This is a genomic window from Micromonospora sp. WMMD730, from assembly GCF_049178955.1.
GTDB lineage: Bacteria > Actinomycetota > Actinomycetes > Mycobacteriales > Micromonosporaceae > Micromonospora > Micromonospora wenchangensis.
The window spans coordinates 7,414,963-7,429,373 of the sequence record NZ_JBMHML010000002.1 but is presented as its reverse complement, the minus strand read 5'-3'; the positions used below and the strand labels follow the sequence as shown (position 1 = coordinate 7,429,373).

Sequence of the window (14,411 nt, the reverse complement as noted above, 5' to 3'; positions counted from 1 at the left end):
CCGAGGTCAAAACCGGTCCATGCGGTGTAGCAGCTCACCGAGACGCTCCGCGGGCTCCACGAGGTGCCGCAGGCGTGCAGCCTCCGCACGCCCGTCCGTGGTGGCGGTGGTCTTCGATAACGAGGTCGCCCGGTTCAGGATGCCCAGGTGCAGCATCCACAGCACGGGAAGCCGGACCCCGATCGGTTGTGGCCCGCAGCTGACCGGTACGAACGTGCCCTGCACGTGCAGGGTCCGGGCAACCGTGTCGACGATCGGCCGGAACGGCGCACGCAGCCGCGCGGCGACGTCGGGACGGCTGAAGTCGACCAGGTCCGCTTTGGTCAGCAGAATTGCCAGCGGGGTGAGGCGCCGCCCGCGGGCGTGGAGCGCGCGGAGGACCTGGGTGGTCAGCGACCGCACCGCGCGGTCGGCCCGCCCGGCGAGCAGGTCGGCGGAGTCGACGAAGAGCAGGATGCCGTCGGCCGTACGCAGGTCGGCCTGTAACTCCGCGGCCTGCGGGCTGTCTCGTACCCGCTCCTCCAGCGCCGCGCCGCGGTTGTCGTGCCAGCGGAACGGGAACACGTCGGCGCCGGCGTAGCGCAGCATGAAGTCGAAACTGCTGCGCAGGCTGGACGCGTACGGATACCGTCCGCGCCGGATCTCGCCAGCGTTGGAACGCAATAGTAGGTCGTCGTCCGGTGCCGCGGTGATCCGGAACCCACCGGCACCGTCGTTGAGCATGGCGTACATCAGCGAGACGTAGGAGGTCTTGCCCGCCCCGCTGTGCCCGAGCATGACGATGTTCACGCGTGCTCCCCGAGGTCGCCGAGGCCGTACGGGTCGTCGTCGCAGTCCTCGGTCGACTGCGCCCGTCTGGCGGCCGTCAGGCCGCGGGCCACCACCAGGTCCGGGTGCCGGTCCACCAGTGGGGACCGACCGAACCGCAGGGTGATCAGGTCGGACAACAGTGGTGTACGGCCGGTGCCGCCGACCAGCAGGATCGCGTCCAGCCTTGACGGCGCCGCGTCCAGGACCGTGGTCAGGCAGCCGATCATCTCGTCGGCCAGCGGGGCTGCCAGCCGCTCGAACTCGGCCCGTCCGAGCAGTACCGGCTCGCCGCCGCCCGGCTCCAGCACCCGGACCGACGTCCGCGCTGACAGCTCCTCTCGGGCCCGGGAGGCGACCTCCCACGGCCACGGCGCGGCGGCGATCGCCGCCGGCCAGGTTCCGGCACCGTGCTCGCCCAGCAGTTCGCGGACCACGTCGTCGAGGTCGGCGCCGCCGATCGGCTGCGGTGCACCGGCGGCCAGCAACCTGGGTTCGCCACCGGCCCGCACGACCGCTGCGGACGTGGTCCGGCCACCCACGTCGAGGACACCTGCGACGCCCCGGAACGCGGGCCCGAGCACGGCGTGCACTGCGGCCACCGGTGCCGGCATGGTCGTCCCGCCGGGCAGCCCGGCCGACGCGGCAGCGGCCCGCAGCCGGGCCACGTCCGTGTCGTCCCAGCCGCCGGGGTGGGCCAGGACCGTACGGGTCGGGGGCCCACCCCGCTGCCTGTCGACCACCCACTGCAGGGCCCGGCCCAGCATCTCGGCGACGATCCGCTCGGTGGACGTCTCCCGGTCGCCCAGACGCGTGGTGGACCGGTCGGTCAAGGACCGGAGCGGCAGCGGATCGCCGGCTCTCCGGGACTGGACGACCAGGGTCTCGCCGGGCAGCCCGATCGCGGTGGTCGTGTCGCCGACATCGACGGCAAGGGTCCACGTCGATGTCGCCTCCCGGTGCACACTCCGCGTCATGTGCCCATCCCACCGCGCTGAGGGCGATCGGATCCCGTCGCTTGATGGGGTCTGCGACGTATCCGCACCGGACTCTTGGCATCGGGTCATCCCCTCGCCATCCACGAATCGGGTCTGCATTGGACGTCGAAGCGCGACAGACACTGCCGGACAAGCGACCCAGGCTTGTCCGAACACCGCAGCCCGGCCCGTCCGGTCGCCCGCCGACATCCACCGACCGGCTCTGCCGCGGGCGTGCCCGGGCTCCTAGGCTCGGCTGTGGACCGGACGACACCGAGCTGCGGGGCGGCCTGATGGACACCTGGCCGGCCGGCACTCTGCTGGCGGCGCTGACCGACACCGATCGCGCAGCTCTGTTGCGGCTCGGCACCGGGCGCCCCCTGGGCCGTGGTCAGACGATCATTCGCGAGGGCAGCACCGGCGAGGACGTCTTCGTCATCACCGCGGGGTCGACGAAGGTCTTCGGTGACACCTACGACGGGCGGACCGCGCTCTTGGCGCTCCGGGTCGCCGGTGACATCGTCGGTGAGCTGGCCGCGCTGGACGCGGGTCGGCGGTCGGCGACCGTCGTGACGTGCACGGTCAGCACCGTACGGGTGATCGGACGGACCGCCTTCGACGACTTCCTGCGGGATCGGCCGGACGCCGCGCGGGCCGTGCAGAAAAGTGTCGTGGCCAAGCTGCGGCAGGCCACCCGGCTGCGCATCGACGCCGGTGGCTCGTCGGCGGTGGTACGGCTGGCCCGGCTGCTCGCCTATCTGGCCTCCAGGTACGGACGGGACGTGCCGGATGGGCGGGCCATCGACGTGCCGCTGAGTCAGACCGATCTCGCCGCGATGGCCGGGATATCGGAACCGAGCGTGCAGCGGGCGCTGGGCGAGTTGCGCCGGCGCGGGCTGATCGCGTCGGCGTACCGCGAGATCGTGGTTCGTGACGACGCGGGCCTGCAGATGTTCAGCCTCGGTGAGGCTGGCTGACGGGGATCGGAGAGGGAGGAGCCATGCCGACCGCTGCGGGACGTCGCCGACTCTGCCTGGTCGTCGACATGGAGGGCTACAGCAGGCTGGGCAACGAGTCCCAGCTCAGTGCCCAGGAACGGATCGAGTCGGTGGTGCGGTCGGCGTGTACCCGGGCCCGTGTCTCGATCCGGGCGACGCTGCGACAGGACCGGGGTGACGGGATGCTGCTGGTGCTGCCGGACGTCGACGAGCCGAAGGTGATTCCCGAGCTGGTTCTCGGTCTGCGGCAGGCGTTGCACCGGGCCAACAGTAGGACCGACGCGCCGGTCCGGCTGCGGGCAGCGCTCACGCAAGGAGTGGTGCACGAGGGGCGTACCGGTTACGTGGGCAGGGCGGTGGTCGCAGCGTGCCGGATCGTGGACTCAGACGTGCTACGCAAGGAGCTGGCCAAGCACAACGGCGGTGATCTGGCGCTCGCGGTCGCTGACGATCTCCACAGGGATGTGGTGGATGCCGGCTACGCCGCGCTGGATGCCGGTGCCTTCCACCGCATCGACGTACGGACCGACAAGTTCGAGGGCAAGGCCTGGGTTCATTTGCCGCCACGCGGCCCAGTGCCCGAGGCGGTCCACAAGAAGCAGATCCTGACCGGGCGGATCGTCGCGGCGGCCGTGACCGGCACCGCGATCGGCGCGGTCACGATAATGCTCGGAGAGGAACTGGCCGAACTACTGGAGGACACCACGGAGTCGGTACGGCCGACGCCGACCAGCCGCTCCAGCGGCTATCGATCACCCGACCTGGACGACCTGCTGCACCACGACGAGGAAGACAGCGGGCCGGAACCGCACCTTGGCGGCAGCTACGAGGAGGATGACGAGCAACCGCACTGACGGCAGGGGCCCGACGCCACAGACGCGCCTGGACCCGGCAGCGACGCGTCGGATAGGACCGGACGTGAGGGATCCTCGTCGCACGAGCACCCACCGAGCACCCAACCGACCACAAGGGACAGAAGCATAAAGGGGCCTGACCGCCTTTTCGGCAGGTCAGACCCCTTATGATCTTGTGCGCCCGAAGGGACTCGAACCCCTAACCTTCTGATCCGTAGTCAGATGCTCTATCCATTGAGCTACGGGCGCCCGGTGCTCGACCAGTCTACACAACCGGTTTTGCGCGGAGACTCCGGGATTCGAACCCGGGAGGGGCTTTAAGACCCCAACCGCATTAGCAGTGCGGCGCCATAGACCAGACTAGGCGAAGTCTCCTCGGTGACCCTGCGGACCACCGCGGACGAGGATACAGGTCCGCCCCCACCCTGGGCAAAGCGACTATCCCGACGGGCGGCAATCCCTGGTGGGGGCCGCGCCGGGGGCGCCGCCGCATCGCCCCACGCGGCGTATTCCCGCGTGTGCGAGGTCACGTTCGCGGCTACGCTCCTGTTCCATGCAGGAGCAGCCGCCGAGCGACCCGCCCCGCCGCCCCGCCAGCGACCGGGCACGTCGCCGCTCGCCGGAGGCGACCTTCACGCCGCCGCCCGCACCGCCCCGGCAGCCGCAGCCCTCCGACGATGACGCGACGCCCCGGCCGAAGCGGACCCGCCCGACGAAGGCGGCGCCGGCTGTGCTGTTCCAACCCCCTGCCGCCGAGTCACCCGTACCACCACCGGCGGCTGTCACCCGACCCCGCCGTCCGGCCGCGGGTCGGCCGGCAGCCTCGCCGTCCGGCGCGCCGGACGACCCGCCGACGGCACCGGCGCCGTCCGGCACGGACGACGCACCGGCACCCGGCGCCAGCACGGCGACGCAGGCCACCGCACCAGCACCAGCACCAGCACCAGCACCAGCACCAGCACCAGCACCAGCACAGCCCACCACCGCGCGGACGCCGGCCGCGCGGCGTACCCCCCGCAAACGGGCGACGGGCGCGGTCGCCGGCACCACCGACTCACCCCCCGGACAACTGGCACCCGACGAGGCCGCCATCCCCACCGCGACCGCACCACCGGAAACACCCCCACCGGCGGCAACAACAACCCTTCCACCGGAATCAGACACACCGCCGGAAACGGCCGGTCCGTCGCAGGCAGTCACGGCCGCTCCCATGGAAACGGACACACCGACGGCAGCGGCCGCGCCGACGGCGCAGGGCACAGAACCGACGGCGCAGGGCACAGAACCGACGGCGCAGGGCACAGAACCGACGGCGCAGGGCACAGAACCGACGGCGCAGGGCACAGAACCGACGGCGCAGGGCACAGAACCGACGGCGCAGGGCACAGAACCGACGGCGCAGGGCACAGAACCGACGGCGCAGGGCACAGAACCGACGGCGCAGGGCACAGAACCGACGGCGCAGGGCACAGAACCAGAACCGGTCGCCCCTTCCCGGAAGCGGACCGCGCGAAAGGCGACGACGGCGTCGACCACCCCGGCCCCCCGCCGTTCTGCGCCCCGCACGCGGGCGACCCCACCGAAGAAGGCGCCCTCGAACAAGACGCCAGCGGAACCCACCCCCGAACCGACCACCACCCCCGCCACGGAACACACCCCGACCACCACGCAGCGTCCGCCTGCCGGCCCGGACCCCGTCGGCACCCCGACCGCCGCCACCAGCGCCCCCGCCGTAACGGCGGCGGGCCCGGACGGCGCGGCAGCGGGACGCCTGGATCTGGCGGTGATCCGGACCCGGCTGCTGGCCCATCCGGGGTTCGCGCCGGAGTTGCTGGCCCTGGCGGCCGTCGAGGGGATCGGGCCGCAGGCCCGGGAGTGGGCGCGCGGGCTGCGCGAGGCGTACCCGGACGCCGGTCCGGACGGGCTGGCCCGGCTGGCCACCCGGCGGTTCGTCAGGTGGGCCGGGGTGGGTGGGGCGACGGCGGCGGTGGCCGGGCTGTTCGCGCCGCTGGCCGAGCTGGCGGTGGTGCTCTGGACGCAGTCGGCGCTGGTGCTGCACGTGGCGGCGGCGTACGGCCGGGACCCGGCCGACCCGGAGCGGGCGGTGGAGTTGCTGGTGCTGACCCGGGTGCACCCGGACGCGGACAGTGCCCGTGCCGCGCTGGACGCGGCGCGGGCGGCGGACGGGCCCGGTGACGGGCCGTGGCCGCGTGCGGCGGAGGCCGCGTGGCGGTTGGCAGCTCCGCTGGCCGCGCAGGCCGGTGGCTGGGCCGCGCTCCGGCTGGCGGCCCGGCTGCTGCCGGGGGCGGCGGTGCTGGCGACGGCGGCGGGTGACGCGGCGGCGACCGACCTGCTGGCCGCCCGCGCGGTGGCCAGTTACCGGCCCGCCCGTACCGGCAGCTAGGCCGCCCGCCGAGCGGCGGCAACCGGCGACGCAGCGGCGACCGGCGACGCAGCGGGGACAGCGACGGTCAGAGCCAGTCGAACCAGTCCTTCGGCAGCAGCGAGTACCCGACGAAGGCGACCACGTCGAGCAGGGTGTGCGCCACGATCAGCGGCATCACCCGCCGGGTGCGCAGGTAGAACAGGCTGAACACGACGCCCATCACGGCGTTGCCGACGAACGCGCCGAAGCCCTGGTAGAGGTGGTACGAGCCGCGCAGCAACGCGCTGGTCACGATGACCGCGCCGATTCGCCACTGGAGTTGGCGCAGCCGGGTGACCAGGTAGCCGACCACGATCACCTCCTCCAGCACGGCGTTCTGCACGGCGGCGAGGACCAGCACCGGCACCGCCCACCACAGCGGCGGCAGGCCGGCGGGGACCAGGGTGGCGTTGACGCCGAGCTGCGCCGCCGCCCAGAACAGGGCCAGGCCGGGCAGGCCGATCAGTGCGGCGAGCCCGGCGCCCCGGGCCAGGTCGGACCCGGGCCGTCGCAGGTCCACCCCGAGGGTCCGCGCCGGGTCGCCGGGGTCGCGCGCCAGCAGGTGTACGGCGAGCAGCACCGGCAGCAGCGCGAAGGCGATGCCGAGCAGCTGGTACGTCAGGTCGAGCCAGGGCCGGGCGGACTGCGAGGTGTTGAGCGAGGCGGTCTGCTTCGACAGCGGCCCGTCGGCGGTCAGTTTCGCGGTCAGCGACACCACGGCGTAGACGGCCGACTGTCCGAGTGACAGGCCGAGGACCAGCAGGGTCTCGGTGCCGAGGACCCGCCTGGACTCCGGGCGGGTGTGCTGCTCAACGGTCACCGCACCACTCTGCCCGACGGGGTGGCTCGATCGCACCGGCCGGTGGGCCCAGATGAGCCGATCGCACATTCTGTGCGACCGGTGCACACGCTCCGTGGACATTCTATCGGTGCCCGATCCGCCGTCAGGAGGAGGACCGCCCCCCGTGGACAACTTCGCTCGGCTGCTGAAGGAGAGTTGGACCCTGGTCGAGGAGGACCGGGACCGGCTGAGCGGTCGCTTCTACGCCCGGCTGTTCCTGCTCGATCCGGAGCTGCGCCGGCTGTTCCCGGCGGAGATGACCGGCCAGGGCGACCGGATCCTGGACGCGATCGTCACCGCCACCCAGGTGATGGACGACCCGGAGAGCTTCGACGAGTATCTGCGCTCGCTGGGTCGGGACCACCGCAAGTACCACGTCGACGCCGCGCACTACGCGACGATGGGGGTGGCGCTGCTCGACGCGCTGCGTACCACCGCCGGTGACGGCTGGAACCTGGAGTACGACCAGGCGTGGCGGGACGCGTACGCGGCGATCACGGCGACGATGCTGGCCGGTGCGGAGTCGGACGAGAATCCGCCGTACTGGCACGCGGAGGTGCTCACCCACGAGCGGTACGGCGGCGACACCGCCGTGCTGACCGTCCGCGCCCTCCAGCATCCGCTGGTCTGGAAGGCCGGCCAGTACGTCAGCGTCGAGGTGCCCCGGCACCTGCCCCGGGTGTGGCGGACGTACTCGGTGGCGAACGCCCCGAACGACGACAACGTGCTGGAGTTCCACGTCCGTACGCCGGCCGGCGCGGGCTGGGTCTCCGGGGCGTTGGTGCGCCGGACCAAGCCGGGTGACCTGCTGCGGGTGGCCGCCCCGATGGGCTCGATGACGGTGGACCGGGATTCCGGGCGGGACATCCTCTGTGTGGCCGGCGGGGTCGGCCTGGCCCCGGTGAAGGCGATGGTGGAGGAGCTGGCGGGCTGGAACCGGGCCCGCTGGGTGCACGTCTTCTACGGTGCCCGGCACGCCGACGAGTTGTACGGCCTGGCCGGTCTGGAGGAGCTGGTCGCCGTCCACCCGTGGCTGTCGGTGACCCCGTCGTGCAGCGACGACCCGGATTTCGCCGGTGAGCGCGGGGACGTCCCCGACGTGGTGGCCCGGTACGGCCCGTGGACGTCGCACGACTGTTACGTCTCCGGTTCGGCCGCGATGGTCCGGGCGACGTTGCGGGCGCTCGCCGAGGACGACGTACCGCCGCAGCACATCCGGTACGACACGTTCGGCAACCTGTAGAGCTTTACTCCCCCCGAACCGGGGCGCGTGCCCCCGCCCCCTGGGGCACGCGCCCCGGTCCCCTCCGTGCCCACCCGGATCGGCGTCCGGGGCAGGGTTCAGGCGTTGCTCTCGCGGTACTCCTCGACGGGGACCAGCGGCACGCCGGGGGCCATCCGGTCGGTCCAGGCCCGGCCGTCGAGGTGGTCGATCTCGTGGGCGACCAACCGGGCCATCCCGTACGCGAACGAGGTGATCATCCGGCTGCCGTCGGCGCGGGCGTGTTCGACCTCGATGCGCAGCGGCCGGGCCACCAGGCCACGGTGGTCGGCGGCGGCGAGGCAGCCTTCGTACTGTTCGACGGTTTCCGGGCTCTCCCCGACCACCCGGGGGTTGACCAGGACGACCGGCGGGGCGGCCCGGTCGGCGGGGCGGACCACGGCGACCGCGACGTCCAAGCCGATCTGCGGGGCGGCGAGGCCCGTGCCGGTGCTGAGCGGGTGCACCTCCTCGGCCCGGGCCAGCAGGTCGGTGAGCCGGTCGGCCACCTCACGGGCGGTGGCGGCCTCCCGGGGCAGGTGCAGGGGGCGGGCGGGTCGGCCGGGCGGGGTGGCCTCGGGGGGCAGCACGCCGAGGGCGCGCATCCGGTCGGCCGGTCGGGTCGGTACGGGGGGCGTCTCGACGGCTTCCCGCCGGAACCGCCACTGGAGGCGGAAGCGGGTGTTGAGCGGCGGGTCGTCGGTGGACCAGTCGAAGACCACCCGGTCTCCCCGGTCGTGCCGGCGGACCGGGGTGCGCAGCGGTCCCTCGTCGGCGGACAGCGAGGTCTCCACCCCCCACACCCGGGGGTCGAGGGCCGCCGGGAGGTCCAGTCGTACGGCGAGGTGCCGGGTGGGCAGGCGGACGGCCCGCTGGAACCAGGGGCCCCACTTGACCCGGCCGACCCGGTAGGCGTACTCGACCTCGGCGCGTTCGCCGGGGTGCAGCGGGAACCGTCCGTCGGCGTTCTCGAACAGCAGCCAGATCTCCTTGTACGCGTCCCGGTCGTGGCGGACCCGCCAGTGCATCGGTTCGCGGGCGCCGTCGTCGTGGTGGACGGCGCGGAAGCGCAGCTCGGCGAAGGTCAGCGGGTGTTCGCGGTGGTGCCGGTTGGAGCGGCCGGGGTCGTCGGGCCACCTGTCGACGGCGACCCGGACGAGATAGCGGGTGACCGGTTCGGTGCCGGCGTTGTGCAGCCGGCGGCGGATCACGCACCGGTAGGTGCCGTCGACCAGGGTGAGGGTGGCGGTCTCCCGTTCGACGACGAGCCCGGTGCCCGGGGGGAGCCAGCGGCCGGGGGGTGCGGGTTCGCGGTGGCCGGGGGTGGCGCGGGTGTGGCGGAGCTGGTCGTACTCGCGGAACCGCTGCCAGATGACGCCCCCGGCGTCGAGGACGGCCTCGGCGCGGCGGGCGAAGTCCTCGGTGGGCCGGTGTCGTCGCCCCTCGACGTGGCTCACGTACGACGGGTCGAAGCCCATCATGGTGGCGAGCTGTTTCTTGGTCAGCCCTCGCCCCGTCCGGTGCCGGGCGAGTTCCGCCGCGAACGAATCGGCGGCCCGCTCCAGGGGAGAGGTCGTCATCAGCTTCCTCACGCAGCGCAGCCGGGATGACAAGTCTTCACGTTTTTCCCATCGCCCTGTACCGAACTGGCACGTTGCCGACATATGCCTTGACATCGCCCGCGTTTTCCCCGCGTTCGGCCGGGTAGTAGCCGAACCGGGCCGATCCGTACCGACGGGACGGACATCGTGATCCCGGCCTCCCGATCCACCTCCGCAGAGACTTCCCTCAGCACCCGGGCATGGTTAGGCTAGCCTTAGCTTCGCGGACGTAGTTTCACGGACGACCCCTCCGGCACCGGAGTGGCCGAGGAGACCGCCACCACCCGTGGCGGGCCGAGCGGGACGGGAGGGGGTCCGGATGACGGCGGTGCTGCCCGGCCAGGATCTCGCCGACCGACTCGCCCCGGTCACCGCCACCCTGCGCGCCATGTTCGGCACCGACGTGCTGCCCGGCCTCGCGCCCGGCCTGGTGGTCACCGACGACCTCGGCTGGAGCCCGGCCACCACCCTCGTCGACGGCACCCGGATGCCGGAGTTCCTGCGCGCCGCAGCCCGCCGCTGGGGCGGCACCCCGCACGCCTGCGCCGCGCTGGCCTGGAAGTCCTACAGCTACTGGACGGCGCTGCCGGTGGTGCTCGGCTGGGCCTCGGCCCGCCGGGTGCCGCTGCTCGACCCGGCCGACGTGCTGATCCACTTCGAGGACCACCGGCAACTGCTGACCATGGGCCTGCACCGCTCGACGACCGTCGCGGTGCTGCCCGGTGACCCGCTCGCCCTCGCCGGCCAGCCCGGCGTCCAGGTCGCCGCCGACGAGGCCGAGCTGCTCGGTCTCCTGCGTTCCTCGCTGCTCGACGCCCACCTCGCCCCGATGATCACCGCGATCCAGGCGGAGGTGCGGGTCGGTGCGCGTACCCTGCTCGGCTCGGTGGCCTCGGGGATCGCGCACGGCATCCTGCGCGCGGCGGACGTCCTGCCCGGCCCGTCGGTGACCACCATCGACACCCTGCTCGGCACCCTCGGCGTGGCCGACCTGGTCGAGCTGGTGCCCGGCCGGGGCGGCGAGCCGACCGTGCAGCGGCGCACCTGCTGCCTGGCGTTCACCCTGCCCAGCCCGAAGGTCTGCCAGGGCTGCTGCGTCCGCACGGCCTGACCCGGCACCCCGGCGGGTTCACCCGGTGAGCGACCGGACGTCCCACCGCCACACCCCGCCGGTCTGCACGGGGGTGATGCCGGTCAGCGCGGTCATCGCCCGACGCAACGCGTCGGCGTGCCGGTGCGGGCCGAGGATCACCACACCGGCCCGCCAGTAGCGCAGGTCGGTCACGGCGGCCCGCCGGTCGGCGTCGGTGATCGGCCCGACGGTGCCGGTCCGCGCGATCCCGCCGAAGAAGTTGCTGGTCCGCCGGTAGGGGGCGGTGAACAGGGCGGCGTCCGGTTCGGGCGACCACGGCCGGGTGTCGGGGGCCAGGAAGTAGCCCCGGGCCAGCGGCATCTCCAACCCGGTCCGGGCCGACCAGCGCAGCGGTTCGGCGTAGGTGTTGTCGGGCAGCGGCAGGGTGACCACGCTGCGCCCTCCCGCCACGTACGGCCGCCAGCCGCCGTCGGTGACGAACTGCGGCACCGGGTCGAGCCGGGTCGCCGGCAGCGGGGTCGGCAGCAGCGGCACCAGGGCCATCAGCAGGACGGTCACCGTGGCGAATCGGATCTGCCGGCGGGCGGCCGGATGCCGGCGGGCGAGGTCGCGGGCCCGCTGGGCGCCGAGGGCCAGCAGCACCCCGACGATCGGGGTGATCGCCAGCGACCAGCGGGTGGGCACCACGGAGTGCAGCAGTGGCAGGTCCTCCAGCAGTGCCCAGGGGGCGGGGACGCCGGTGTCACGCCCGTTGAGCTGCACCTCCCGACCCAGCGACAGGACGGCGAAGAGCAGCCCGAGGCCGGCCAGGCCGACCACCAGGGCGCTGCGCCGCAGCCACCAGACCAGGGCGACCGTCAGCACGGCCAGCGGCCAGCCGAAGAAGGCGTTCTCCTCGGTGGGGTTGCGGGCCAGCGGATCGGCGGACCGGGCGTCCCCGGCCAGCGACTCCCGCGACCAGCCGACGAACGCGCCCAGGTCGGTGCGGTAACCCCGGATCAGCCGGGACAGCCCGTGGTAGGAACCCGGCCCGAAGAGCTGCACGTACAGCGGGTAGGCGAGCAGCACGGCGGACAGCAGCGCGGCCACGCCGAGGCCGGCGAGGAACGGTCGGGCCGCCGCGCGCAGCGGCGGTCGGCCGATGGCGAGGGCACCGACCACCACGGCCAGGGCGATCGCGGTCATCAGCAGGATCTCCAGGTTGAGGAAGGCCTGCCAGACGATCAGCAGGCCGAGCAGGAGTCCGTTGCGCAGCCACCGGCCCTCCTCGGCCAGCCGCAGGGTGCGCCAGATGATCAGTGGGACGACGAACTGGGAGGCGATGTTCGGGTGGGCGTTGGCGTGCGACACCATCGCCGGGGCGTACGCGCAGAAGGCCGCGCCGAGCCAGGCCGGCCCCCGGGATCGGGTGACCATCCGGGACAGGAAGAAGTACCAGGCGGTGCCGGTGGCCGCCATTCCGAGGGTGAGAAAGACAAGAAATGACCAGTGCGGCCCGAAGAGGACAGTGACCGGGGTCATCGGGATTGAGACGGATAATACCGAGGTATTCGCCATCAGGTTGACGCCGTCGGGCACGTTCATCCGGTCCGAGGCGAACGGATAGCTCCATTCCGTGACCACCCGCGCGCCGTGCGCCATCATCCACTCGAACTGCGCCTGGTCCGACCGGTTGTCGCGTACCCCGGCCGCCGGGTCGCGCCAGAACCGGGCGGTCACCCAGAACGCCAGCATCAGGTAGCTGACCACGGCCAACGCGTCCCACCGCCACCCGGCGGCCGACGGACGGGCCGGTGCCGGCGGCCCGGCACGCGGCGCACGGGCTGCCGGGAGCACCCGCCGCCGGCGCCGCCGGACGACCCGCCGGACCGGTGTCGGTCCGGCGTCCCCGACGTCGGATCGACCGGTCCCGCGCTCCGATTCGCCAGTAGTCATAGCAATTCAGAGCGTAGTTGGCCTATGGCGGTCACGTGACATGTTTCGGGTACTGCCGTACTATGTGCCGGGTTCGCCGACCGCCGATCACGTGCCCTCCCCCGACCACATTTCGGCCTTCACAGTGCCCCGTTTCCTCCGCCCCTGACGCGGATGATTCACTCTGTCGGTCCAGGCGCGGGTCAGTCATATCGTGAGGAATCGACGCATGGCAGAAATCCTTGGGGACCAGCGCGTCCAGGCAGAGGTTCTGGAGGGCCTGGCCACCGCGGTCAACCACCGTCGGTGGTTCGTCGAACTGGCGGTGCCCCACCTCGGTGACGACCCGATCGAGATCGGCAGCGGCCTGGGCGACTACGCCCTGGAGTGGGCGCGGCACGTGCCCCGGTTCACCGCCACCGAGGCCGACCCGGACCGGCTCATCCTGCTCAAGGAGCGGCTGGTCGACGAGCCGACCATCGAGGTCCGCGAGATGCTGCTGCCGCACCCGGGGGGCGGCGACTACAGCGCGGCCGTGTCGTACAACGTGCTGGAGCACATCGAGGACCACGTGGGCGCGCTGCGCAGCATGCGCGACCTGGTCCGGCCCGGCGGTGCCGTGATCATCATCGTGCCGGCGTTCCAGTTCGCGATGGGCCCCGCCGACATCGCCACCGGCCACGTGCGCCGCTACACCAAGAAGACCCTCGGCGACGCGATGACCGCGGCCGGGCTGCGGGTCGAGACGATGCACTACGCCAACGCCCTCGGCCTGATCGGCTACTTCATGGCCACCAAGGTCTTCCGGCTGATGCCGAAGGAGGGCCCGATGGTCAAGGTGTACGACACCCTCGTCCTGCCCGCCACCAAGGCCGCCGAGCAGCTCGTCCGGCCGCCGTTCGGCCAGTCCGTCTTCGCCGTCGCCCGGGTGCCCGGCTGAGGACACCGCCCGCCCGCCGGCCCCGCGTGCGCGGGACCGGCGGGCCACCGGTCACTCCTTGATCTGGTACGTCGGCCTGATGACCGCCCGCGCCAGGGTGTGGAACGCCAGGTTGAAGCCGACGTACGCGGGGCTGGCGTCCGGCCCGACGCCGAGCGTGTCGACGTCGACCGCGTGCACGGCGAAGACGTACCGGTGCGGGCGGTCGCCCGGCGGCGGGGCCGCGCCACCGTAGCCGGTGTCGCCGTAGTCGTTGCGGACGCTGAACGCGCCGCCCAGGTCCGCCTCCCGTACGCCGGTCGGCAGGCTGGTCGTCGAGGCCGGCACGTCGACCAGCACCCAGTGCCAGAAGCCGCTGCCGGTCGGGGCGTCCGGGTCGAAGCAGGTCACCACGAAGCTCTTCGTCCCGGCCGGGAAGCCCGACCAGGCCAGGTGCGGGGAGACGTTCTCGCCACCGGTGCTGCCGTGCGCGTACCGGGCCTCCATAGGCTCGCCGTTGTGCACGTCGTCACTGGTCAGGTCGAACGACGAGACGGTCGGCAGGAGCTCGTACGGGTCCGGGGCGATCGGTCGTTCCAGGGTCATCGGGAAGGTCCTTCCGGTGTACGCGTTTTCCTCTGCCCCTTCTTACCCCGCCGGGCCGGCACGACGAACCGGAAGCACCGCGCACCGTCGGGCCGCCAGAATGAGGGGAGGCGGC

At 72.7% G+C, this 14,411-nt stretch carries 13 protein-coding genes and 2 tRNA genes; 6 read left to right on the top strand and 9 right to left on the bottom strand.

The window, feature by feature from the left end:
• Positions 1-6: 6 nt before the first annotated feature.
• Together ACN265_RS32040 and ACN265_RS32035 are read right to left on the bottom strand one after the other, a co-directional pair.
• Complete coding sequence (locus tag ACN265_RS32040; RefSeq protein ID WP_421411090.1) at positions 7-789, bottom strand: TRAFAC clade GTPase domain-containing protein; 783 nt, start codon at positions 787-789, stop codon at positions 7-9.
• Positions 786-1,784, bottom strand: coding sequence for an Hsp70 family protein (locus tag ACN265_RS32035; protein ID WP_421411088.1), 999 nt, complete (start codon positions 1,782-1,784; stop codon positions 786-788). Before ACN265_RS32035 ends, ACN265_RS32040 begins: the two co-directional genes overlap by 4 nt.
• Positions 1,785-2,077: 293 nt before the next feature.
• On the opposite strand from ACN265_RS32035, the gene ACN265_RS32030 reads away from it, so the two are divergent.
• Positions 2,078-2,761 (top strand): Crp/Fnr family transcriptional regulator, encoded by a 684-nt coding sequence (locus ACN265_RS32030; protein ID WP_421411086.1) that lies wholly within the window; start codon positions 2,078-2,080, stop codon positions 2,759-2,761.
• Between the two features lie 203 nt (positions 2,762-2,964).
• Positions 2,965-3,636, top strand: coding sequence for a hypothetical protein (locus tag ACN265_RS32025; RefSeq protein ID WP_421411084.1), 672 nt, complete (start codon positions 2,965-2,967; stop codon positions 3,634-3,636).
• Positions 3,637-3,812: 176 nt separating this feature from the next.
• Here the strand turns inward: ACN265_RS32025 and ACN265_RS32020 are convergent.
• From ACN265_RS32020 to ACN265_RS32010, 3 genes are all read right to left on the bottom strand, one after another.
• Positions 3,813-3,885 (bottom strand) — tRNA-Arg (locus ACN265_RS32020).
• Between the two features lie 35 nt (positions 3,886-3,920).
• Positions 3,921-4,011: transfer RNA gene (locus ACN265_RS32015), tRNA-Ser, on the bottom strand.
• 407 nt (positions 4,012-4,418) lie between these two features.
• On the bottom strand, positions 4,419-4,610 hold the full coding sequence (locus tag ACN265_RS32010; protein WP_421411083.1) for a hypothetical protein: 192 nt from the start codon (positions 4,608-4,610) through the stop codon (positions 4,419-4,421).
• A gap of 809 nt (positions 4,611-5,419) precedes the next feature.
• Here ACN265_RS32010 and ACN265_RS32005 point away from each other — a divergent pair.
• The gene (locus ACN265_RS32005; protein WP_421411081.1) at positions 5,420-6,040 is read left to right on the top strand and encodes a hypothetical protein; all 621 of its coding nucleotides are present in this window, start codon (positions 5,420-5,422) and stop codon (positions 6,038-6,040) included.
• Between the two features lie 67 nt (positions 6,041-6,107).
• Here ACN265_RS32005 and ACN265_RS32000 read toward each other — a convergent pair whose 3' ends face one another.
• Complete coding sequence (locus tag ACN265_RS32000; protein ID WP_421411079.1) at positions 6,108-6,881, bottom strand: CPBP family intramembrane glutamic endopeptidase; 774 nt, start codon at positions 6,879-6,881, stop codon at positions 6,108-6,110.
• A gap of 145 nt (positions 6,882-7,026) precedes the next feature.
• Between ACN265_RS32000 and ACN265_RS31995 the strand changes: the two genes are divergently transcribed.
• Entirely contained in the window at positions 7,027-8,145 is a 1,119-nt protein-coding gene (locus ACN265_RS31995; protein ID WP_204925401.1) for a globin domain-containing protein, read from the top strand.
• A 98-nt stretch (positions 8,146-8,243) separates the two neighbouring features.
• On the opposite strand, the gene ACN265_RS31990 is transcribed toward ACN265_RS31995, so the two are convergent.
• Positions 8,244-9,743, bottom strand: coding sequence for a peptide deformylase (locus tag ACN265_RS31990; protein ID WP_421411077.1), 1,500 nt, complete (start codon positions 9,741-9,743; stop codon positions 8,244-8,246).
• 352 nt (positions 9,744-10,095) lie between these two features.
• Here ACN265_RS31990 and ACN265_RS31985 point away from each other — a divergent pair, with 352 nt between their 5' ends.
• Positions 10,096-10,875, top strand: coding sequence for a hypothetical protein (locus ACN265_RS31985; RefSeq protein WP_421411723.1), 780 nt, complete (start codon positions 10,096-10,098; stop codon positions 10,873-10,875).
• Positions 10,876-10,893: 18 nt separating this feature from the next.
• Here ACN265_RS31985 and ACN265_RS31980 read toward each other — a convergent pair whose 3' ends face one another.
• Positions 10,894-12,591 (bottom strand): hypothetical protein, encoded by a 1,698-nt coding sequence (locus ACN265_RS31980; protein ID WP_421411721.1) that lies wholly within the window; start codon positions 12,589-12,591, stop codon positions 10,894-10,896.
• A 409-nt stretch (positions 12,592-13,000) separates the two neighbouring features.
• On the opposite strand from ACN265_RS31980, the gene ACN265_RS31975 reads away from it, so the two are divergent.
• Positions 13,001-13,711 carry a class I SAM-dependent methyltransferase gene (locus ACN265_RS31975; RefSeq protein WP_088642340.1) on the top strand — a complete coding sequence of 237 codons (711 nt, stop codon included), beginning with the start codon at positions 13,001-13,003 and terminating at the stop codon, positions 13,709-13,711.
• A gap of 51 nt (positions 13,712-13,762) precedes the next feature.
• On the opposite strand, the gene ACN265_RS31970 is transcribed toward ACN265_RS31975, so the two are convergent.
• Positions 13,763-14,296, bottom strand: coding sequence for a YbhB/YbcL family Raf kinase inhibitor-like protein (locus tag ACN265_RS31970; protein ID WP_363649361.1), 534 nt, complete (start codon positions 14,294-14,296; stop codon positions 13,763-13,765).
• Positions 14,297-14,411: the final 115 nt, after the last annotated feature.